The following is a 19333-nucleotide window of genomic DNA, read 5'->3' on the forward strand; positions in this document are numbered from 1 at the left end:
AGGAGGACTGTGAAGAGGACTAGACAACGGAGAAAGAAACGGGCCCGGCGGTTGTCGCACGCGGGTTTGCGGAAAAGCGTTCAATCGAAAAAGCGTCAATTGGCGTGGCGCTGCGGCCCTCACACACCAGGTCGGCCAGCACCGCACCCACGCCCGGCCCCAGCTGGAAGCCGCCCCCGGCGAATCCGAATGCATGAATCAGGCCCGGTGTGGTGGCGCTCGGCCCTATCACCGGCTGGCGGTCGGGCAGGTAGCCTTCGGTGCCGCTCCAGGTGCGGATGATGTGCGCGTGTTTCAGCGCCGGCAGCAGCTCGACGGTTTGCTGCATCAGGCCGGCCAGGCCGCTGCGCTGTGCGCGGGCACGCTGGTCGTCCAGCGCGTAACCCCGGCCGCCACCGATGACGCAGTTGCCGCGGGCCACCTGGCGGGCATAGATGCCACCGCCTTCCACGCCAAGGCTGAGGTTCATGAACGCCGGCAACGGCTCGGTCACCGACATCTCAGGGTGCCCGGCCTCCATCGGCACAGGTTCGCCAAATTGCGCCGCGAGGGCGCCGGCCCATGCGCCCGCGCAATTGAGCAGGTGCTTGGCGCGAACCTCCAGCGCATCGCCCGAACACAGCACAAACACCGCTCCGTCGCGCGCCACCTCGTCCACACGGGTCTGTTCGCGTACGTCGGCGCCGAGCTTGCGCGCGGCCAGTGCAAAGGCCGGCGACACGAGGCGCGGGTTGGCCTGTCCGTCACCGGGGCACAGCGATGCGCCTATGGCAGCTTTTCCCAGCCACGGGCAGCGTTCGCGCAGGGCCCGCATGGAAAGCATTTGCAAATCCATGCCGAAGCCCAACGTGCGCTCGCGGTAGCTTTCGAGCGAGACCAGGTCGGCTTCGCTGCGCGCGATCTTGAGGTGCCCCGAAGGGAGGTATTCGCCGTCGATGCCGATCAGTTCGGGCAATTGCGCCCACAAGCCCTGCGCGCGCTGCGACAGCGGCAGCTGGCTGATCGGCCGGCCCTGGCGACGCACGCCGCCGTAGTTGACGCCGCTGGAGCGCGAACCGCACAGATCACGCTCGAGCAGCACGACCGACAAACCCATACGACGCAGGAACAGAGCCGCCGACGAGCCCATGATGCCGCCGCCCACAATCGCAACGTCGGCCGTGACGCGTTCCACTACACGCCCTCCTGCTTCATTGCCTGGGCGGCCACGGCCGAAAATGGCAGGGGCTTGATGGGTGACTGCCCGCGCAGCCGGCCTACGGCATCAGGCGATACAGCGCAGGCCTGTGCGAGGATTTCCGCCGCCGCCACGCCGCAGGTACGCCCCTGGCAGCGCCCCATGCCCACCCGCGTCAGCGCCTTGAGGCGGTTCATCTCGCGCGCGCCGGTGTCGGCCACGCACTGGCGCAACTCGCCCGCGGTGATTTCTTCACAGCGGCAGACCACCAGTTCATCAGGGGCGGCTGCAGCCCAGTCAACGGGAAACGGAAAGGCGCGCTCCAACCCTTCCCGAAAGGCCGCCGTACGCGAAAGCTGGTTTTCGAGCGAGGCCGCGCGTGCCACATCGATCCTGTGCCCGGTGTCCGCCAGCAGCGCCAGCGCGGCACGCTCGCCAGCCCATTCCGCGGCATCAGCGCCCATGATGCCGGCACCATCGCCAGCCAGGTAAACACCTGCCACGCTGGAGCGGCCCATGGCGTCGCGCTCGGGCAATGCGCCGCGCTGCAGGCTGTCATAGCGAAAACGGCAGCCCAGCAAATCGGCCAGCTGCGTTTCGGGCCGCAGCGCGTAGCCAAAACCCACGCCGTCGCAGGCGATCTCGTGCGCGCGGCCGCCCTTGCGCCAGTGCATCGCCTGCACGCGTTCATCGCCTGTGGCGCCTGCCAGTTCCACGCCCTGGTGCACCGCGACGCCATGCATGCGCAACCAGCCCAGGTAATAAAGGCCCTTGGCCAATAGCGCCGGCTGGCGCAGCATGGCGGGCACGGCGGCGGCCTTGCCTGCAAAACTGGCCGTATCGAGCACCGCCACAACTTTGGCGCCGGCCCTGGCGTACTGGTAAGCAATCAAATACAGCAGCGGCCCGGTGCCGGCAAACACCACGCGCGAGCCAATTGCGCAGCCCTGGAATTTCAGGGCCACCTGCGCGGCGCCCAGCGTATAGACGCCGGGCAAAGTCCAGCCGGGAAAAGGCAGGACACGGTCTGTCGCGCCGGTGGCAACAATGAGATGGCTGTAGGGCAGCGTGCTCATCAGCCCGTGATGAAGCAAGTCGAGCTTGCCGCCTTCAGCGCTCCAGACCAGGGTGTCGGGGCGGTAATCAACCTTGTCCAGGATGCCGGCCATGGCCTCATGCACCGCATCGGCGCGCCCGGCCTCAAAACCATAGAGAGCCTCTTTAGGCCGCGAGAAACCCGCGGGCGGCTGGCGGTAGATCTGCCCGCCCCAGCGCGGCGCTTCGTCCACCACCACGGGACGCAGGCCGTGCGCCACCAGCGCCTCGGCCGCGCGCACGCCGGCCGGGCCGGCGCCCACAATCACCGCCTGCGTGCTCATACCGGTCCCTCCGCGCCAGTCACCAGCCGCATGCCTTCTTCAATGAAGGTGCTGCAGGCACGCAGTCGCCGGCCCGATTCGGTGGCGACCCAGCAGTCCTGGCAGGCACCCATCAGGCAAAAGCCGGCGCGCGGCTCGCCGCTGAATTCGCTGAAGCGCAGCTGCGCGCTGTGCGTCAGCACCGCCGTCAGCACGGTGTCGCCGGCCAGTGCCGTCAGTGCCAGCCCATTGAGCACAAAGCCCACGGGTTTGCGGCCGCCTTCGGCCACGCGGTGAAGCAGGGCTGCAGGCTTGAGGCTTACCCCGGCGATTTCAATGGTTGATTTCATTTGTGTCCGACCAGAATCTTGTCGAGGCCGTAGATGCGGTCCAGCACCAGCATGGCCACAGCCGTGAGCGCCACCATGAGGGCCGAGACGGCCGCCATCAAGGGGTCTATCGACTCGGTCGCATACATGTACATCCGCACCGGCAAGGTCACGGTGGAAGGCGCGGTGACAAAGATCGACATGGTGACCTCATCAAAGCTGTTGATGAAAGCGAGCAGCCAGCCGCCGGTGACGCCGGGCAGGATCATCGGCAGCGTCACGCGCACAAACACCGTCGCCTGGCTTGCGCCCAGCGAGAGGGCCGCCTGCTCGGCGCTGCGGTCACTGCCCTCAACCGAGGCCAGCACCAGCCGCAGCACATAGGGCGTGATGATGACCACGTGCGCCAGCGCCAGCCAGAAGAAGCTGCCGGTCGCGCCGATCAGCGAGAAGGTGCGCAGCAAGGCCACACCCAACACCAGGTGTGGAATGATGAGCGGCGAGAGGAACAGGCCATTGAGAAAATCACGGCCTGGGAAGGTATGGCGGGCAATCGCCAGCCCGGCCGGTACAGCCAGCAGCGTGGCCAGCGTCGCAGATATCGACGCCAGCCAGAGGCTGTTCTTGAAGGACTGCACAAAGTCCGAATGCGCAAACACCGCGCGGAACCAGCGCAATGAAAACTCCGTGGTCGGAATGGCCAGCGTGTTGCCGGGCGTGAAGGCCACCACGCACACAATGACCAGCGGCGCCAGCATGAAGGTGATGACGAGTGCGTTGAAGAGCAGCGCGAGGGGACCGTTTTTGGACATGGTGCGCTCCTTATCCCAAAGACTTTTTATAAGAGCGCTCAAGGACGCGGTTGTAGCTCAGCATGATGGCCAGGTTGGCCAGCAGCAGCGTGAGCGCAATGGCCGCGCCCAGCGGCCAGTTGAGTTCGTGCAGGTATTCGTCATACACCACCGTCGCCACCATCTTCAAACGCCGCCCGCCTAGCAGGCCCGGGATGGCGAAGGCGCTGGCGGAGAGGCCAAACACAATCAGGCTGCCAGACAGGATGCCCGGCAGCACCTGCGGAAAGATGATGCGGCGCAATGTGGTGAAGTGAGAGGCCTGCAGCGACAGCGCCGCGTCTTCAACGCCCGGGTCCAGCTTTTGCAGCGAGGTCCACACCGGGATCACCATGAATGGCAGCATCACATGCACCAGCGCGATGACCACGGCGGCTTCGGTATAGAGGATGCGCATGGACGGCAGGCCCACGGCGCGCATGGCCTGGTTGACCACGCCTTCGGGGCCGAGCAGCATGCTCCACCCAAACGCCCGCACCACCACCGACACCAGCAGCGGCGCCAGCACCACCAGCAACAAAATCGAACGCCAGGGGCTGCGCATGCGGCTGAGCACATAGGCTTCGGGCGCGCCGACAACGATGCAGATCAGCGTGGTGAGTGCCGAAATCCATAGCGTGCGCCAGAAGATGCCGTGGTAGTAGTCGTCCGTCAGCACGGCGGCGTAATGCGCCAGGGTGAAACTGTTCTTCACGCCGGTGGCGTGGTCAAACACCTGAAAGGACAGCACTGCGGTGAGCGCCAGCGGCACCAGCAGCAGGCAGGCAAACAGCGTGAAGGCCGGCGCCGACAGCAGCCACGGCGTGCGCGATGCACTGGCCCGGGCCGATGTCATCGGTGCAGCCACGGTCGTACTGTTCACGCCGGCACCCCTTGTGCGCCGGGCAGCAGGCGCACTTGCTGGGCGGTCCAGTCCAGGCCTACGTTGGCGCCTTCTTCGGCGGGCGCCGTGCCGTCATTGGGGCAGACCACCGCGAGCTGCCCGGCGGCGGTCGACACCTGGTAGAGCCACTGGCTGCCGAGGAAGAAGCGCTCGTGTACCGTGCCGCCTATGCGACCCTGGGCTTCAGGCACCAGGCGGATTTTTTCGGGACGCAGGCTCAGCACTACGGCATCGCCCTCTGACACACCGGGCGCCTGCACCTCCAGCGGTACATTGCCGCCCACATGCACGGTGGCCCACGGGCCGGCGGCCATCACGCGGCCTTCGAGCAAATTGGCCTTGCCGACAAAGCTGGAGATGAAACGGGTCTGCGGATGTTCGTACAACCGGTGCGGTTCGTCGATCTGCGTGACGCGGCCGGCTTCCATCACCACCACGCGGTCGCTGATAGACATCGCTTCGGTCTGGTCGTGCGTGACCATCACGGTGGTGGTGCCAACCTTGCGCTGGATTTGCCGCAGCTCGAACTGCATTTCCTCGCGCAGTTTGGCGTCCAGGTTGGAGAGTGGCTCATCCAGCAGCAGCACGGGCGGCGAGATGACCAGGGCACGGGCCAGGGCCACACGCTGGCGCTGGCCGCCCGACAATTCACGCGGGTAGCGGGTTGCGTGCGCTTCCAGGTGCACCAAGGCCAGCGCGGCTTTCACTCGCTCGGCGCGTTCTTCCCTGGGCACACGGCGCATCTCCAGGCCGAAGCTCACGTTGTCGTACACGCTCATGTGTGGGAAGAGCGCATAACTCTGGAACACGATGCCCAGGCCGCGCGAATTGGGTTTGGCGTGGGTGATGTCGCGGCCGTCCAGCGTGACCTGACCCGACGTCACCTCACAAAAGCCCGCAATCATTTGCAAGGTGGTGGTCTTGCCGCAACCCGAAGGGCCGAGCAGCGAGACGAATTCGCCCTTTTCCACCGACAGGTTCATGTCGGCCACGGCGCGGGTGGCGCCATAAGACTTGTTCACATTCGCCAGGGTCAAAAAAGACATGGGGGGCACCTCTGCAACAAGGGGGTGGCCAGCGCCGCAACATCCGGACGACGTGCAAGACGATGACACCTTGATGACTTCATGCTATGGCATCCCATGAAAAATCGTCAATAGGTTATTCCGTATAGAGATATCTTTATTTGATTTATTCCGTTGAATGGAATTTATATACACTTGATGCCATACTGATTCCGCCAACGGAGACACCATGAAAGACGAAGACAATAGCTCCAGCAGCGTGCAACGCGCCTTTTCCATCATCCGGGCGCTGGCCGCCACGCAGGCCAGGGGCGGGCGCATCACACACATCGCCAAGGCCACAGGCCTCACGCAGGCGACCACCCACCGCATCCTGCAAAGCCTGGTGGCCGAGCGCGTGGTCGAGCAGGAAACCGGCTCCAAGCTGTATCGGCTGAGCATTGATTTTTTTGCACTGGCCGCGCAGGCCGGCAACACGATGGACCTGCGCAGCCTGTGCCGGCCTTCAATGCTGCGGCTGTGCGCCAGCCTGGGTGACACCATCTTTTTGCTGGTGCGCAGCGGCTTTGACGCTGTCTGCCTGGACCGCAGCGAAGGGCCGTTTCCCATCCGCTCCTTCACCGGCGACATCGGCGGGCGCGTGGCGCTGGGAATGGGCCAGGGCGGTCTGGCCATCCTGGCCTTTTTGCCCGAGACAGAGCGCGAAGAAGTGATCCGCTACAACCTGCCACGCGTGCGAGAGTTTGGTGTGTACGACGAGGTTTACCTGCGCACCGAGATCGAGCGTGTGCGCGAGCTCGGCTACGCCGGGCGCAACACCAACCTGCTCGACGGCATGGCCGGTGTCGGCGTGCCGGTGCTGGACCGCGAAGGCCGCGCCGTCGCCGCGCTCAGCGTGGGCACCATCTCTTCACGCCTGAGCCCTGACCGCTTGCCTACGGTGGTGGAGTTGCTCAAGCGTGAAGCGACGGCCATCAGTGCGCAGATCAATCCGTTTGACAGTACGCTGAGGCGGCCAGCGCAGAGTCTGGCGCCAGCCGACAAAGCCTGAGACACTCTCCAGGTTGCAATCCTCCTCCACGCCCCCAAGAACGGAAAGACCTCATGGATAACGAACTCGCCAAAAAGCATCTTGTGAGTTTTTCGGCCAAAGAGCGCGCGATTGCAAAATTAGGACTCGCATTCGCCGCTTTTTGCCTGGCCTGGACAGAATGGCTCACGCCTTCCGTTCCGCCCTTTACCGGCAAGTGGGCCTGGACACAAGTTTGGGCCTTCGAGGCGATGGGGCCGCGTGGACTCATCGGCATATGGCTGGCCCTGGGAACGCTGCTCCTGGCGTTCGGCCTTGTGCAGTTGTGGGATTCGGGAAAACGCGTCGACTGACAGCAGAGCCAAGTCATGCGGCGACTTCATCGCCCCCATTTACGCCAAAGAACTCGCCTGCTCGCGTAGCCAGCCGCGCAGCTGCACCAGCGGCCGCCAGCTGGTTTTCTGCGAAGGCCAGACCAGGTAGTAAGCGAAGTCCGAGCTCAGCGAAAGATCAAAGGGCACGGCCAGTGTGCCGTCAGCGATATCGTCGGCCACCAGAAAGCCCGGCAATACTGCAAGACCCAGCCCGGCCTTGACGGCCTGCGCGATCATGGAAAAGAGTTCGTACTTGGGGCCCGTGCCGGCGCCCTGCGCATCATCAATGCCGGCCAGCTGAAACCAGTCGCGCCAGGCGTGCGGGCGTGTGCTCTGATGGATCAGCGTGAACTTCAAGACATCGGCCGGCCGGCGCAGCTGGCGCTTTTTCATGAGCACCGGGCTGCACACCACCACGCTGTCTTCACCCATCAAATATTCCGACTCGGTGCCCGGCCAGTCGGGCCGGCCGTAGTGGATGGCGGCGTCCAGCCCCGTCAATGAAAAGTCAAAGGGCTGCAGGCGTGTGGCCAGGTTCAGCGTCACATGGGGGTGCGCTTTCAAAAACGATGGCATGCGCGGGATCAGCCACTTGGTGGCAAAGGTGGGCACCACGCCCAGCTCCAGCGTGCCGCCCTCGCCTTTGGACGACACCAGGTCCAGCATGGCGGCCTCCAGCGAATCCAGCGCCGGGCTGACCCGCGCCAGCAGCGAGCGGCCGGCGTCGGTCAGTTCCAGCTGGCGCGGCAGGCGCAGGAAAAGACTCACATCCAGGTCCTGCTCCAGCCCGAGGATCTGGTGGCTGACCGCGCTCTGGCTCACCGACAGGTCTTGCGCCGCCAGTGTGAAACTGCCGCGGTGGGCCGCCGCTTCAAAGGCGAGCAGGGCCTGGGTGGAGGGGATCTTTCGGCGCATCGCATGAATATATCTCATGCGTCCATCGAAATACATCCTTTGTGCATGACGCTGAAACTGCCGAAAATCCGGCTTTCACCTGCCGACAATACGCCTGAAAATGACCCACCTCCAGAAGCTCCTCGCCTGCTGCCTGCCCGCCGAAGCCGTCAAAGACATCCATGAACAGATGTACGTTCATCCGTCGCTGCAGCAGCCGGCCTCGGGCACCGTCACCCGGGCCGAACTGGCCCAGGCGCTGAACATGGCGCTGTTCCACGGCCTGGTGCAGCGCGTGCCGGCGGGGCAGGACTACATCGCCAGCGACGTGGTCGCACAAAAACGGCAAGTGGTGTTTGACCACGGCGCGCTGCGCACGGTGCGCTGGCCCAGCGGCGCCTTGCCAGCGGGCGAAGCCGCCTTCACTCGCGTGCTGCGCCCATTGGGTTTTGAACTGCAGGGCACCTACCCGCTGCCGCGCCTGAAGATGACAGGCCGCGCCTACAGCCACCGCGATTTTCCCGAAGACATTGCGCAGTTCTTTGTCTCCGAGCTGCACCCCGAGCAGTTCTCCGCGCCCTTCCAGTCGGCCGTCACGCGCGTGCTGTCGACCTCACGCGACCCGCTGGGCCCGCAGGATGTGGCGGACCTCGAGCAACTCACGCGTGACGGCGTGCTGCCCCTGGTGCAGGCGCTGCGTTTACTGCCGCAACTGCTGCAGTGCTTTGACCGCCAGCACGGCGTGTTTGGCATGGACGACTACGAATTGCTGCTGGCCGAATCCGCCGAGATGGCCTGGATCGCCACCGAAGGCAATGCCTTTAACCATGCGACCGACCGCGTGACCGATGTGGATGCGGTGGCCGAACGCCAGCGCACCCTGGGCCGGCCCATCAAGGACAAGGTCGAGGTGTCGGCCAGCGGCCGTGTGCGGCAGACGGCTTTCCGCGCGGCCACGGTGCAGCGCGAGTTCATCACCGCGCAGGGCCGCGTCACGCGCGAGGTGCCGGGCTCGTTCTACGAATTCATCACACGCGATGCACTAACACCCATCGCGGCGAACGACCCCGTAAAGGCGCCGCGGCTTGACCTGGCCTTTGACGCTGGCAATGCGACCGGCATTTTCGGCATGACGGCCGCACGCGCATGAGTGCTGTGCGTGCGCTGTATGCACAGGCCAGTGGCTCGCCCATACGCGCCATGCTGGCGCTGGCCGGCCAGGAGGACATGATCTCGCTAGCCGGTGGCCATCCCGACCCGGCGCTGCTGCCGGCTGAATGGTTGCGCGAATCGCTGCTGGAAGTAACCGGAAAACTGCAAGGTCGGAGCCTGCAATACGGCGCCACTGAAGGCCTGCCGGAGCTGCGTGAAGCCAGTGCTGCCCTGCTCACACAGCGCGGCCTGGTGGCCAAGGCGAGCGATCTGCTCATCACCACCGGTTCACAGCAGGCCATCGATTTGCTGGCGCGTGTGCTGATCGAGCCCGGTGAAGGCATCGCAGTGGAGTCGCTCAACTACCCCGCCGCGCTGCAGGCTTTTCGTTTTGCGGGTGCGCGGCTGATTGAAATTCCGACCGACGCACAAGGCATGGATATCGACAAGCTCGAGCCCATTTTGCTGGCCGAGCGCCCGCGCGTGCTGTATGTGGTGCCCAATTTTGCCAACCCGACCGGCGCCGTGATGCCGCTGGCGCGGCGGCTGCGCCTGCTGGAGCTGGCCGCGCAGTACGGCGTCACGTTGATCGAAGACGATCCGTATGATCAACTCTGGTTTGGTGAAGCACCGCCGCCTCCGCTTGCGCAACTCAACCAGCAGGCCGGCTCGCCCGCGCAGGTCGCCTACATGACCAGCTACTCCAAAGTGGTGGCGCCTGCCCTTCGCCTGGGCGTGTTGCACGCGCCGGCCGACATCTTGCGCGCCGTGGTGCTGGCCAAGCAGGCGGCCGACGTGCACAGCGGCTCGCTGGAACAGCTCACGCTCGCGGCCATGCTGGGTTCCAACCGCCTCACGCCCCACCTGGGTGTGCTGCGCACAGCCTACGCCGCCAAAGGCGCCACGCTGGCCGATGCCTTGCGCACGCATGCCGGCGGTCTGCTTGAATTCGAGGCACCGCAAGGCGGCATGTTTGTCTGGGTCAGGCTGCGCAGCGACTTGCCCCTGCTGCCGACACAAGATTGGGTGGACTTCGGACTTCGGCATAAAGTGCTCGTAGTACCGGGCGCCGCCTTCAGCATCAGCAATGCTGCTCAGCCCTGGCTGCGTTTGAGTTTTGCCAACCCTTCACCGGCCGCGCTGCAACAAGGCGCCGAGCGGCTGGGCCGCGGGCTGCACAGCCTCGCCACGAACACAGCCTCCGATTTCAGGACAACCCAAGAAAGGACTTCAGCATGAGTCACTCCAGCGACGTTTCATCTCTCTTCAAGACCCTGGGCGTCAGCGCCGACCTGGGCAGCAAGGCGTCTGCGGCCATTGAAGTGGTGACCCCCATCGACGGCAGCCTTCTGGCACGCGTGGCGATTCACAGCGCAGCCGACGTCGACAGCGCATTGAACAACGCCCATCAGCGCTTTATCGACTGGCGCAATGTGCCCGCCCCCAAACGCGGCGAACTGGTGCGTGCTTTTGGTGAAACCGTGCGCCGCCACAAGGCCGAGCTGGGCCAGCTGATCTCGCTGGAGACCGGCAAGATCTTGCAGGAAGGCCTGGGCGAGGTGCAGGAAGTCATCGACATCTGCGAGTTCGCGGTCGGCCTGTCACGCCAGCTCTACGGCCTGACGATTGCCAGCGAACGCCCCGACCACAAGCTGCTGGAAACCTGGCACCCTGTGGGCGTGGTCGGCATCATCTCGGCCTTTAACTTCCCGATGGCGGTGTTTGCCTGGAACGCGGCGCTGGCGCTGGTGTGCGGCAACACGCTGGCCTGGAAGCCTTCCGAGAAAACGCCGCTGTCGGCCATCGCACTCAACGGCCTGCTGCTGCAAACAGCGAAGGACATGGGCCTGGCCACCGAAGGCCTGAGCGAACTGCTGATCGGCGAGCGCGCCACCGGCGAGGCACTGGTCAAGCACCTGCATGTGAAACTGGTGAGCGCCACCGGCTCTACCGCCATGGGCAAGAACGTGGCGATTGCCTGCGCCGGCCTCTTCAAGCGCTCACTACTGGAGCTGGGCGGCAACAACGCCGCCATCGTCTGCCCTTCGGCCAATCTCGAGCTTGTAGTGCGCGGCGCGGCTTTTGCGGCGGCGGGCACCGCAGGCCAGCGCTGCACCAGCCTGCGCCGCCTGATCGTGCACCGCTCGATTTACCCGGAGCTGATCAAACGCCTGGTCGCTGTGTTTGAACGCCTGCCCATTGGCAACCCGCTGAAAGACGGCACGCTGGTCGGCCCGTTGATCGACGGCCGCGCGTTTGACGCCATGCAGTCGGCCCTGGGCGAAGCGAAGAAGCTGGGCGCCACGGTGCATTTCGGTGAACGCCAGCCGGGCGATGGCTCAGCCCACTATGTGCGCCCCGCCATCGTGGAGTTGAAGGAGCAGGCCGGCCCCATGCTGCACGAAACCTTCGCGCCGATTCTGTACGTGGTGCCTTACGACAATTTTGACGAAGCCATTGCATTGAACAATGCCGTGGTGCACGGCTTGTCGTCGGCTGTCTTCACGCAGGACCTGCGCGAGGCCGAACAGTTCACTTCGGCGCGTGGCTCCGACTGCGGCATTGCGAACGTCAACATCGGCACCAGCGGTGCGGAGATAGGCGGCGCCTTTGGTGGCGAGAAAGAAACCGGCGGCGGGCGCGAGTCGGGATCGGATTCGTGGAAGGCCTATATGCGCCGCGCGACCAACACCGTCAACTACGGCAGCAGCTTGCCGCTGGCGCAGGGCATCCGCTTTGACATTTAGAACATCTTGAGCATCAAGGAATCTTGGCGCAGGTCGGCGCAATCGCTATCTTTTTGATAGCTTATTGCGCTTGATTCACACCGGCAGAACTCCGTTTTTACTTAAAGAAACTGCGGATTTTCCGGATCACCTGTTCCAGCAGATTGGCGTCAGTAGGCAGCGCCAGGTGCTGCTGCCTGTGCGCCACCAGATGGAACAAGGTCCGAAGCCAGGCGCCTGACGGCGTTGGCATAGACCAGGACGTCAACGCCGGTCGCCACAAAGGTGCAGCCCAGCGCCAGGTAGCGCCTGGCGAGCGCCGGATCCGAAGTCAGCGTACCGGCCGCCTTGCCCGAAGCGATGATGGTTTTCATGGCCCGCTCGATCGCCGCCTGCACTTCGGGGTGGCCCGGCTTGCCGCGAAAGCCCATGGAAGCGGCCAGGTCGGCTGGGCCGATGAACACGCCATCGACTCCGTCCACGGCGCAAATTTCCTGCAGGTTGTCCAGAGCGGCGACGGTTTCCGCCTGCACCATCAGGCAGACCTCGCTGTCGGCCTTGTCGAGGTAGTCGGTGCGTGCGCTCCAACGCGAAGCGCGCCCCACAGCACTGCCGACGCCGCGGATGCCCAAGGGTGGATACCGTGTGGCGTTGACGATGGCCTGTGCCTGCTCGGCGGTGTCGATCATGGGGATCAGCAGGTTCTGCGCGCCGATATCGAGCAATTGCTTGATCAGCGGCACATCACCGGCCACCGCACGCACCACGGGCTGCGAGCGGTAGGGCGCAACAGCCTGGAGCGCGGCCAGCGTGCTGCGCAGATCATTGGGCGCATGTTCGCCGTCGATCAGCAGCCAATCGAATCCGGCCGTGGCGCTGACTTCTGCAAGGTAGGGGTCAGCCATGGAAAGCCACAAACCGATTTGCTGCTGGCCGCGAGCAAGCGCTGCCTTGAACGGATTGCCTGGAGTCATGAACTCATCCTTGAAAGAGTTGAAGGTCGAGAAGGCGCAGTGTTGCATACCCCGGCCTGTTAAGTTGGCAGGCCCTAGCTCACGATGCCCAGATGCCAGGGCACGAATTCGTGGTCGCCCAGGCCCAGCGCCTCGCTTTTGGTGGGCTCGCCCGAAGCGTGGCGCAGGATCTGTTCGAAAATCCGTTGCCCCATCTGCGCAACGTCAAGTTCGCCGTCGAGGATGGCGCCGCAATTGATGTCCATGTCTTCTTCAAGGCGCTTGAACATCGGCGTGTTGCTGGCCAGCTTGATGGTGGGCGCGGGCTTGGAGCCGAACATCGAGCCGCGGCCGGTGGTGAAGCAGATCAGGTTGGCGCCGCTGGCGATCTGGCCGGTGGATGCCACCGGGTCATAGCCGGGGGAGTCCATGAAGACAAAGCCGTTCTGGGTGATCGGTTCGGCATATTCGTAGACGGCCTGCAGCGGCGTGGTACCGCCTTTCATGGCCGAACCCAGCGACTTCTCGAAAATGTTGGCAAGTCCTCCCGCCTGGTTGCCATGCCCGACCACGCCGTTGAACTGCGCGTTCTGGCCCGCCGTGTACTTTTCCCACCAGGCCAGCCGGTCCAGCAGCTTCTGCCCCACTTCGGGCGTGACGGCGCGGCGGGTCAGCATGTATTCGACGCCGTGAATTTCAGGCGTCTCGGACAGGATGGCGGTACCGCCGTGGCGTACCAGCACATCCATGGCCGCGCCGAGGGCCGGGTTGGCCGTGATACCCGAAAAGCCGTCCGAGCCGCCGCACTCAAGCCCGATCTTCAAATGACTGGCGGGAACTGCCTGACGCCGGGCGGCATCCGCTTCTGGCAGCATTTCATAAATAGCGGCGATACCAGCCTCTATCGTGGCACGGGTGCCGCCGATCTCCTGCATCACCATCGTGCGCATGAGCTTGCTGGTCTCCAGGCCTTGCGACTCCACCAGCGACGAGACCTGGTTGCGCTCGCAGCCCAGGCCGACGATCAACACACCGGCCAGATTGGGATGGCGCGCGTAGCCGGCCAGAGTGCGGCGCAGCACATCAAAATGCTCGCTGGGGGAAGACATGCCGCAACCGCTGGTTTGCGCAAAGGCGGCCACGCCGTCCACATGGGGAAAAGCTGCCAGCCGTTCGGGGGTGAAGTGGGCGGCAATATTTTTGATGACAGTAGCGGAACAGTTGACCGAAGACAGGATGCCAATGAAATTGCGGGTGCCCACGCGGCCGTCCGGGCGCACAAAGCCCATGAAAGTGGCGCGCTCGGCTTGCGGCACATAGTCCACCGGCCGAACGTCCCGGCCGAAAGCCGGGTCGCGTTCAAAGTCCACCAGTGCCATGTTGTGCGAATGCACGTAGTCACCCGCCTCGATGTCGCGCGCAGCCACGCCGATCACCGTGTCGTACTTCAGGATGCGCTCGCCCTCCGCAATGCGGCGGGCCGCGATCTTGTGCCCGGCGGGCACCTGCGCGCGCGCGCGTGCGCTGATTTCGGGCAACTCCTGGCCCAGCGACAGCACGGTTTTGGCGACCAGCACGTTGTCGTTGGCATGCAGGCGGATCAAGGGGCTGACGGCAAGGGAAGTGATGAAAGGGGCGGTAACGGTCATGGTTCAGTTCAGCGTTCGGGCCAAGGTTCTAGCTCTTCATCAGCTCCCTGAGCTTGAGCTTGTCGATCAGGGCTGTTTCTTTCTGGTACATGCCAGCGACGTACTTCTCGTAGTCAGGCCCGTCCAGGTAAAGCACCGGCGCATCGATCCTGTCGGCCACCTGCTTGAATTCGGGGCTGGCCACGGCCACACGGAAGGCCTCGCGCAGCTTCATCGCAATGGCCGGGTCCAGGCCCTTGGGTGCACCGATGCCGTTGGGTGCATCCACCACGACGTTGTAGCCCAGCTCCTTGAGCGTGGGCGCATCCTTGAACCGCGAGGCGCGGCGCTCGCCCCAGGTGGCCAGCAGCCTGAGCTTGCCCGCCTCGACATGCGGCGCCCAGGAGCTGGAATCAGCCAGCAGGTCCACATGCCCGCCGAGCACGGCCTGTAATGCCTCGGCGCCGCCCTTGTAGGGAACATGATTGAACTGGATGCCGGCGGCAAGCGCGAACTCTTCCATGCCCACATGCGTGGCGCCGCCGACGCCCGCATGGGCATAGGTCACCTTGCCGGGATTGGCCTTGGCAAAAGCCACCAGTTCCTGCAGCGACTTGAAGCGCGATTCAGCGGGGGCAGCAATACCGAAAGTCTGGCCCGAGGTTCGGGCCAGATAGGTCAGGTCCTTGAGCGGGTCCAGCTGCAGCGTGCCCAGCTGCGAAAAACGTGTGACGGAAATAGGGATCTGGCCGATGGTGTAGCCGTCGGGTCTGGCGGAGGCCATGGCCTTGGTGCCGATCATGCCGGAAGCGCCCACCTTGTTTTCCACCGCAATGGCCTGGCCCAGCACGCGCGAGGCGACCTGGCACAGGGCGCGCATGGACTGGTCGGCAGTGCCGCCGGCAGGCCACGGGCAGATAAAGGTAATGGGCCGCTCGGGGTAGCCCTGGGCCAAGGCGCACAAAGGTTTTACCAACGCTGCAGCACCGGCCACGGCGCTGCCGATCAGCAGGCTGCGGCGCCTGGCGTTAAACGAAAAAGGGGAAACCTGGGGGGAAGTCTTCATGGGGTTTGTCTGCCTCTGGGTGAATGTGTTGCTGCTGCATTGGTGGCAACCGTGGCGGCTGCGTGACTGCATTTCTTGTTGCCCCGATTCTTGCCATGTTCTTCATAACAATCCAATCGAATAATGGAATTGCTTCATAGCCTTTGGGTTAACATGATTCATGACCCAGATTGACCGTGTCCTGCGTTCCAACATCAAGCTGCGCCACCTGCAACTGGTAGTGGCGCTGGACCAGTTCCGCCACCTGGGCCGAACCGCCGAGTTCCTGTCGGTCAGCCAGCCCGCCGTGTCGAAAATGCTGGCCGAAGTCGAAAGCATGCTTGGGCTGGCCCTCTTTGACCGCTCCACCCGCGGCACCGAACCGACCTCCAGCGGCGAGGCCATCGTCCGGTTTGCCCGTTCGGTGCTGGCCGAGTACGAGCGCACGCGCGATGAAATCTCCGCCGTGGCCAGCGGCGCGGCGGGACGCACCCGCGTGGGTTCGATGGTGGCGGCGATGCCGGTGCTGCTGGCCGGCGCCGTCAAACTGCTCAAGCAGCGCTCGACCCTTGCGACGGTGCTGGTGGAAGAAGGCGACCTGACGCGGCTTTTACCCCGGCTTCGCATGGGCGAACTGGACCTGTTCGTCGGCCGCCTGGAGCCCGGTTATGCCGCCCCCGATCTGGTGACGGAGGCCCTGTTCGACGAGCCCATGGTGGTGGTGGTCAAGCGTGGCCACGCACTCGCGCGCAAGAAAAATCCAGGCTGGAGCGATCTGGCCGGCATACCCTGCGTGCTGCCCCCGCCCTGGGCATCGCTGCGCGTGAAGATCGAACAGACCTTCTTTCGCCATGGTCTGAATCCGCCCACCGACATCATCGAAACATCGTCTTTCCTGGCGCTTAGCACCTTTGCGCAACAGCGTGACGCGGCCGGCTTCCTGGCGCGCTCGGTCGGCTTGCACTTCCAGCGGGAAGGCCTGCTGGATGTCCTGCCTATCGAGGTTCCGATTGAACTCCCGCCTGTCGGACTCATCACCGTGCGGGGACGGCGGCTGACACCCAGCAGTGAGCAATTGATGGACTGTCTGCGCCTGACGGCGGAGTCCGCCCGGCAGCCTGCTCTGCGACCCAAGGGCCGCAAACCCGCGGCACACAAGCGGTGAAGCGCGGCGTAAGCCGGAGCTGAGTGCTCTTCTTCCGGTCCCGGAAAAAACCGGGCGGCGCTTTTAGCGAAAGCTGCCGGCCCGCTACGCGGCCCCGTCCTTCGGACGCAGACTTCAGACTGCGCTGAAGTCTGGCCGGCGCTTTTCCATAAAGGCGGTGAAGGCTTCGCGCGCAGCGGGTTCGCCCAGCATGCGGCCAAAGCTCGCACCCTCTTCGGCCATCCGCTCGGCCACCACGGTGGCGTTGCCTTTTTTCATGAGGCGCTTGGTTTCCATCAGCGCGCTGAGCGGTTTGGCGACCAGCTTTTGCGCCTGCCGCTGGGCCAGCGCATTGGCTTCGGCGGGCGGCACGATGCGGTTGATCAGCCCGATTTCCAGTGCGGTCTCGGCCATGAAGGGTTCGCCTAGCAGCAGTGCCTCGGCGGCGCGCGGGTAACCCATGAGCTGCGGCACCAGAAAGCTCGACGCAGCTTCAGGACACAGGCCCAGGTTGACGAAAGGCATGGAAAATGCGGCGTTGTCGCCCGCATAGACCAGGTCGCAATGCAGCAGCAGCGTGGTGCCTATGCCGACTGCGGGTCCGCACACAGCGGCTATCAGCGGTTTGGGAAAGCTGCTGATGCCGCGCAGGAAACGGAAGACCGGCGAATCGGGCGTTGAAGGCGGCTTGTTCAGGAAATCGCCGATATCGTTACCGGCGGAAAAAATCGTTTCATGCCCCTGGATCACCACCACACGCACGGCTGCATCGTGGTGGGCCGACTCCAGTGCGTCGGCCATGGCGCCATACATGGCGGAGGTGATGGAATTTTTTTTGTCCACACGGTTGAGCGTGATGGTCATCACGCCCGCGTCGACGTGGCTCAGGATTTCGGGAATGCTGCCGGTGGAAATAGGGGTGGGAGTGTTCATGTGTTTTCCGTTAAGACGCAAGTGTAGGGGCCAGCCATGCATGCTGCCCCCGCGGGCCTATTCTTTGTAATAAACAACCTGCGTACTGGTAGCCAGCAGTACGCCCGCTTCGCTCCACAGCTGCGCGGTCTGGTCAAAGAAACCATTGCGAAAGGCCTGGGCCCTGGCTTGCCCCAGCAAATAGCCTTCACCGCATTCAGCCAATTGCCGGCCGTCGGCGTGGAAGTACGTGGTGATCGACACCGTACCGGCGGGTACACGCGTGGCACGGCGCAGCCAGACCCGCGGATAGAACACGTCTGACATGGCCGCCAGCGCCGGGAAATCGAGCGGCCGCGGCGGGTCGTCGCGCACCCACAGCTGCGTGAGGCTTTCATCGCCGCTGCCGTCCCAAACCTGCGGTATGGCGCCGCGCACCGGCCGCATGTCGTAGCGATTCGTCCATGCGGAGGTCGAAAACCGCAGCCTGCCTGAAGCGTCGGCCAGCGTGACCGCGGGCATGGGTGTGTCGTTGGCACTCCAGGTCTCGCGGCGCGCAGCCGTAACGGCTGTGGCGGTCATCACAGCGCCTCCGGCATCGCCGTCCTGCGACAACTCCACCAGCCAATGCTGGGTGGAACGGTTGGTGCGAGCCGGCCTGGCCGTGACGGTGAACGGGCCTTCTGCCATGGCCGCTGCGTAGTTCACAGTCAGCGCCACCGGCTCGCCCAGCAGGGCCGGGTGCAACAGGATGGCACGCAAGGCTGTGGCCGCTGTGGTTCCGCCGAACGGCCCCACCATGTTCCAGTATGCGGGGCTGCTGTGACCCAGCCAGGTGTGGGGCCTGTCGCTGCCGGCGGCTTCCAGCCTGAGCGCGTCGTCAAAAGAATGCGTGCTTGTCATGTCGGCAGGTGTGATGGAGCTTTCCGGTTCAAACCGGGGCTTTGGCGGCACCGGTCATGCCGTCGATGATCTGCTGGGCACGGGGCCACAAGGTCTGGTTGAACTGTTCCCGGAAGAAGCCAAAATGCCCGATGCGCCTGACCTTGAGATCTGCCGGCGCGATGCGTTCAAAGCTGCGCGGTGCATTGCTGTACAGGTTGATGAGGTTTTGCGTGCCGCGCCAGGTCATCAGCTCGTCATCTGTCATGGACAGCGCGGTCACCGGAAAACTGACCCGCCCATAACTCAGCCGCGCGCTTTCTCCCTCGGCCCCCACGCTGTAGTGCGGATCCAGGCACCACTTGCGCCACTGCAGCATCACGCCGGCTGGCAGGTCGCCAACTTTCTTTAACCTGCGCCCGGGGAAATAACCACAAAGGCGCGTGGCCAATGGCACCAGCACATACCAGAAGTACAAAATCAGGCGCCTGAGCTGCGGTGCGTTGTCGCGCCAGTACCCGCTTCCTGCCGCGATGCTGACGAGGCCATCGATCTTGTCCTGATTCTTCAGGAAACCCGGCAGCTGCGCGCCTAGGCTGTGACCCAGCAGGTAAAGCGGTGCATCCGGCAAGGCTGCCTTGGCGGCATCCACCACAGCCTCATAGTCGGCGGCCCAGTCGAGCAGGTCGGCCTTGAAACCACGCAGGCTGCCGCTGGCGGTGTTGGGCAAGGACTCGCCCGAACCCCGGTAGTCAAAAGTGGTGACGCAAAAGCCCTGGGAAGAAAGCCACTGCGCAAACGGTGCGTAATAGTCTTGCCGCACCCCCATGGCGCCACCGATGACCACGCTGGCACGCGCAGGCGAAGAAGGCGCATAAACGCGAGTGGACAGTTGCGCCGTGCCTGAACTGAGGATCTGCATCTGCATCACATGCTCCTGGAAATGGATGAACTGAACTCGGGCACGCGC

General features: G+C 64.3%; 19 protein-coding genes. 6 read left to right on the plus strand and 13 right to left on the minus strand.

Annotation, left to right across the window (positions count from 1 at the left end):
- Nucleotides 1-19 precede the first annotated feature (19 nt).
- From AC1DZE_RS03480 to AC1DZE_RS03505, 6 genes are read right to left on the minus strand one after another with little or no spacing between them, the layout of a single operon-like run.
- Nucleotides 20-1174 (minus strand): NAD(P)/FAD-dependent oxidoreductase, encoded by a 1155-nt coding sequence (locus tag AC1DZE_RS03480; protein ID WP_477672691.1) that lies wholly within the window; start codon nt 1172-1174, stop codon nt 20-22.
- Nucleotides 1174-2556 carry an FAD/NAD(P)-dependent oxidoreductase gene (locus tag AC1DZE_RS03485; protein WP_477672690.1) on the minus strand — a complete coding sequence of 461 codons (1383 nt, stop codon included), beginning with the start codon at nt 2554-2556 and terminating at the stop codon, nt 1174-1176. The genes AC1DZE_RS03480 and AC1DZE_RS03485 overlap by 1 nt, the downstream gene beginning before the upstream one ends.
- Nucleotides 2553-2885 carry a (2Fe-2S)-binding protein gene (locus AC1DZE_RS03490; protein WP_477668452.1) on the minus strand — a complete coding sequence of 111 codons (333 nt, stop codon included), beginning with the start codon at nt 2883-2885 and terminating at the stop codon, nt 2553-2555. The genes AC1DZE_RS03485 and AC1DZE_RS03490 overlap by 4 nt, the downstream gene beginning before the upstream one ends.
- Entirely contained in the window at nt 2882-3676 is a 795-nt protein-coding gene (locus AC1DZE_RS03495) for an ABC transporter permease (protein WP_477695862.1), read from the minus strand. The genes AC1DZE_RS03490 and AC1DZE_RS03495 overlap by 4 nt, the downstream gene beginning before the upstream one ends.
- Nucleotides 3677-3686: 10 nt before the next feature.
- The gene (locus AC1DZE_RS03500; protein ID WP_457281644.1) at nt 3687-4550 is read right to left on the minus strand and encodes an ABC transporter permease; all 864 of its coding nucleotides are present in this window, start codon (nt 4548-4550) and stop codon (nt 3687-3689) included.
- Nucleotides 4551-4573: 23 nt separating this feature from the next.
- Nucleotides 4574-5644 carry an ABC transporter ATP-binding protein gene (locus AC1DZE_RS03505; RefSeq protein WP_477668454.1) on the minus strand — a complete coding sequence of 357 codons (1071 nt, stop codon included), beginning with the start codon at nt 5642-5644 and terminating at the stop codon, nt 4574-4576.
- A gap of 208 nt (nt 5645-5852) precedes the next feature.
- Here AC1DZE_RS03505 and AC1DZE_RS03510 point away from each other — a divergent pair, with 208 nt between their 5' ends.
- Nucleotides 5853-6674, plus strand: coding sequence for an IclR family transcriptional regulator (locus tag AC1DZE_RS03510; protein ID WP_477668455.1), 822 nt, complete (start codon nt 5853-5855; stop codon nt 6672-6674).
- A gap of 53 nt (nt 6675-6727) precedes the next feature.
- Nucleotides 6728-7006, plus strand: coding sequence for a hypothetical protein (locus AC1DZE_RS03515; RefSeq protein WP_477699777.1), 279 nt, complete (start codon nt 6728-6730; stop codon nt 7004-7006).
- A gap of 39 nt (nt 7007-7045) precedes the next feature.
- On the opposite strand, the gene AC1DZE_RS03520 is transcribed toward AC1DZE_RS03515, so the two are convergent.
- Complete coding sequence (locus tag AC1DZE_RS03520; protein WP_477699778.1) at nt 7046-7960, minus strand: LysR family transcriptional regulator; 915 nt, start codon at nt 7958-7960, stop codon at nt 7046-7048.
- 82 nt (nt 7961-8042) lie between these two features.
- Between AC1DZE_RS03520 and AC1DZE_RS03525 the strand changes: the two genes are divergently transcribed.
- Genes AC1DZE_RS03525 through amaB form a run of 3 tightly spaced genes read left to right on the plus strand, consistent with a single transcriptional unit; the run spans nt 8043 to nt 11820 of the window.
- Complete coding sequence (locus tag AC1DZE_RS03525; protein ID WP_477673051.1) at nt 8043-9071, plus strand: 2-oxoadipate dioxygenase/decarboxylase family protein; 1029 nt, start codon at nt 8043-8045, stop codon at nt 9069-9071.
- A complete protein-coding gene (locus AC1DZE_RS03530) occupies nt 9068-10312 on the plus strand; it encodes an aminotransferase-like domain-containing protein (protein ID WP_477699779.1) in 1245 nt (414 codons plus the stop codon). The genes AC1DZE_RS03525 and AC1DZE_RS03530 overlap by 4 nt, the downstream gene beginning before the upstream one ends.
- Entirely contained in the window at nt 10309-11820 is a 1512-nt protein-coding gene (gene amaB / locus AC1DZE_RS03535; RefSeq protein WP_477699780.1) for an L-piperidine-6-carboxylate dehydrogenase, read from the plus strand. The genes AC1DZE_RS03530 and amaB overlap by 4 nt, the downstream gene beginning before the upstream one ends.
- Nucleotides 11821-11969: 149 nt before the next feature.
- On the opposite strand, the gene hpaI is transcribed toward amaB, so the two are convergent.
- From hpaI to AC1DZE_RS03550, 3 genes are all read right to left on the minus strand, one after another.
- Nucleotides 11970-12773, minus strand: a complete 804-nt coding sequence (gene hpaI / locus AC1DZE_RS03540; RefSeq protein WP_477671962.1) for a 4-hydroxy-2-oxoheptanedioate aldolase — start codon at nt 12771-12773, stop codon at nt 11970-11972.
- A gap of 74 nt (nt 12774-12847) precedes the next feature.
- Nucleotides 12848-14401, minus strand: coding sequence for a UxaA family hydrolase (locus AC1DZE_RS03545; protein WP_477668461.1), 1554 nt, complete (start codon nt 14399-14401; stop codon nt 12848-12850).
- A 28-nt stretch (nt 14402-14429) separates the two neighbouring features.
- A complete protein-coding gene (locus AC1DZE_RS03550; protein ID WP_477671960.1) occupies nt 14430-15446 on the minus strand; it encodes a Bug family tripartite tricarboxylate transporter substrate binding protein in 1017 nt (338 codons plus the stop codon).
- 160 nt (nt 15447-15606) lie between these two features.
- Between AC1DZE_RS03550 and AC1DZE_RS03555 the strand changes: the two genes are divergently transcribed.
- Nucleotides 15607-16590: a LysR substrate-binding domain-containing protein gene (locus AC1DZE_RS03555; protein WP_477671959.1), complete on the plus strand. Its 984-nt coding sequence runs from the start codon at nt 15607-15609 to the stop codon at nt 16588-16590.
- A gap of 114 nt (nt 16591-16704) precedes the next feature.
- On the opposite strand, the gene AC1DZE_RS03560 is transcribed toward AC1DZE_RS03555, so the two are convergent.
- The 3 genes from AC1DZE_RS03560 to AC1DZE_RS03570 are packed head-to-tail and all read right to left on the minus strand — an operon-like array spanning nt 16705 to nt 19291.
- Entirely contained in the window at nt 16705-17502 is a 798-nt protein-coding gene (locus AC1DZE_RS03560; RefSeq protein ID WP_477668464.1) for an enoyl-CoA hydratase, read from the minus strand.
- A gap of 57 nt (nt 17503-17559) precedes the next feature.
- Nucleotides 17560-18384 carry an acyl-CoA thioesterase gene (locus AC1DZE_RS03565; protein ID WP_477671958.1) on the minus strand — a complete coding sequence of 275 codons (825 nt, stop codon included), beginning with the start codon at nt 18382-18384 and terminating at the stop codon, nt 17560-17562.
- A gap of 28 nt (nt 18385-18412) precedes the next feature.
- Nucleotides 18413-19291: an alpha/beta hydrolase family protein gene (locus AC1DZE_RS03570; protein ID WP_477668466.1), complete on the minus strand. Its 879-nt coding sequence runs from the start codon at nt 19289-19291 to the stop codon at nt 18413-18415.
- Nucleotides 19292-19333: the final 42 nt, after the last annotated feature.

Source organism: Polaromonas sp. P1_F1 (assembly GCF_056405795.1).

Excerpts from the sequence above, each read along its gene's own strand:
- AC1DZE_RS03485 (WP_477672690.1), bottom strand. The coding sequence starts at position 2,556 with ATGAGCACGCAGGCGGTGATTGTGGGCGCCGGCCCGGCCGGCGTGCGC.
- AC1DZE_RS03490 (WP_477668452.1), bottom strand. The coding sequence starts at position 2,885 with ATGAAATCAACCATTGAAATCGCCGGGGTAAGCCTCAAGCCTGCAGCC.
- AC1DZE_RS03495 (WP_477695862.1), bottom strand. The coding sequence starts at position 3,676 with ATGTCCAAAAACGGTCCCCTCGCGCTGCTCTTCAACGCACTCGTCATC.
- AC1DZE_RS03500 (WP_457281644.1), bottom strand. The coding sequence starts at position 4,550 with ATGACATCGGCCCGGGCCAGTGCATCGCGCACGCCGTGGCTGCTGTCG.
- AC1DZE_RS03505 (WP_477668454.1), bottom strand. The coding sequence starts at position 5,644 with ATGTCTTTTTTGACCCTGGCGAATGTGAACAAGTCTTATGGCGCCACC.
- AC1DZE_RS03510 (WP_477668455.1), top strand. The coding sequence starts at position 5,853 with ATGAAAGACGAAGACAATAGCTCCAGCAGCGTGCAACGCGCCTTTTCC.
- AC1DZE_RS03515 (WP_477699777.1), top strand. The coding sequence starts at position 6,728 with ATGGATAACGAACTCGCCAAAAAGCATCTTGTGAGTTTTTCGGCCAAA.
- AC1DZE_RS03520 (WP_477699778.1), bottom strand. The coding sequence starts at position 7,960 with ATGAGATATATTCATGCGATGCGCCGAAAGATCCCCTCCACCCAGGCC.
- AC1DZE_RS03525 (WP_477673051.1), top strand. The coding sequence starts at position 8,043 with ATGACCCACCTCCAGAAGCTCCTCGCCTGCTGCCTGCCCGCCGAAGCC.
- AC1DZE_RS03530 (WP_477699779.1), top strand. The coding sequence starts at position 9,068 with ATGAGTGCTGTGCGTGCGCTGTATGCACAGGCCAGTGGCTCGCCCATA.
- amaB (WP_477699780.1), top strand. The coding sequence starts at position 10,309 with ATGAGTCACTCCAGCGACGTTTCATCTCTCTTCAAGACCCTGGGCGTC.
- hpaI (WP_477671962.1), bottom strand. The coding sequence starts at position 12,773 with ATGACTCCAGGCAATCCGTTCAAGGCAGCGCTTGCTCGCGGCCAGCAG.
- AC1DZE_RS03545 (WP_477668461.1), bottom strand. The coding sequence starts at position 14,401 with ATGACCGTTACCGCCCCTTTCATCACTTCCCTTGCCGTCAGCCCCTTG.
- AC1DZE_RS03550 (WP_477671960.1), bottom strand. The coding sequence starts at position 15,446 with ATGAAGACTTCCCCCCAGGTTTCCCCTTTTTCGTTTAACGCCAGGCGC.
- AC1DZE_RS03555 (WP_477671959.1), top strand. The coding sequence starts at position 15,607 with ATGACCCAGATTGACCGTGTCCTGCGTTCCAACATCAAGCTGCGCCAC.
- AC1DZE_RS03560 (WP_477668464.1), bottom strand. The coding sequence starts at position 17,502 with ATGAACACTCCCACCCCTATTTCCACCGGCAGCATTCCCGAAATCCTG.
- AC1DZE_RS03565 (WP_477671958.1), bottom strand. The coding sequence starts at position 18,384 with ATGACAAGCACGCATTCTTTTGACGACGCGCTCAGGCTGGAAGCCGCC.
- AC1DZE_RS03570 (WP_477668466.1), bottom strand. The coding sequence starts at position 19,291 with ATGCAGATGCAGATCCTCAGTTCAGGCACGGCGCAACTGTCCACTCGC.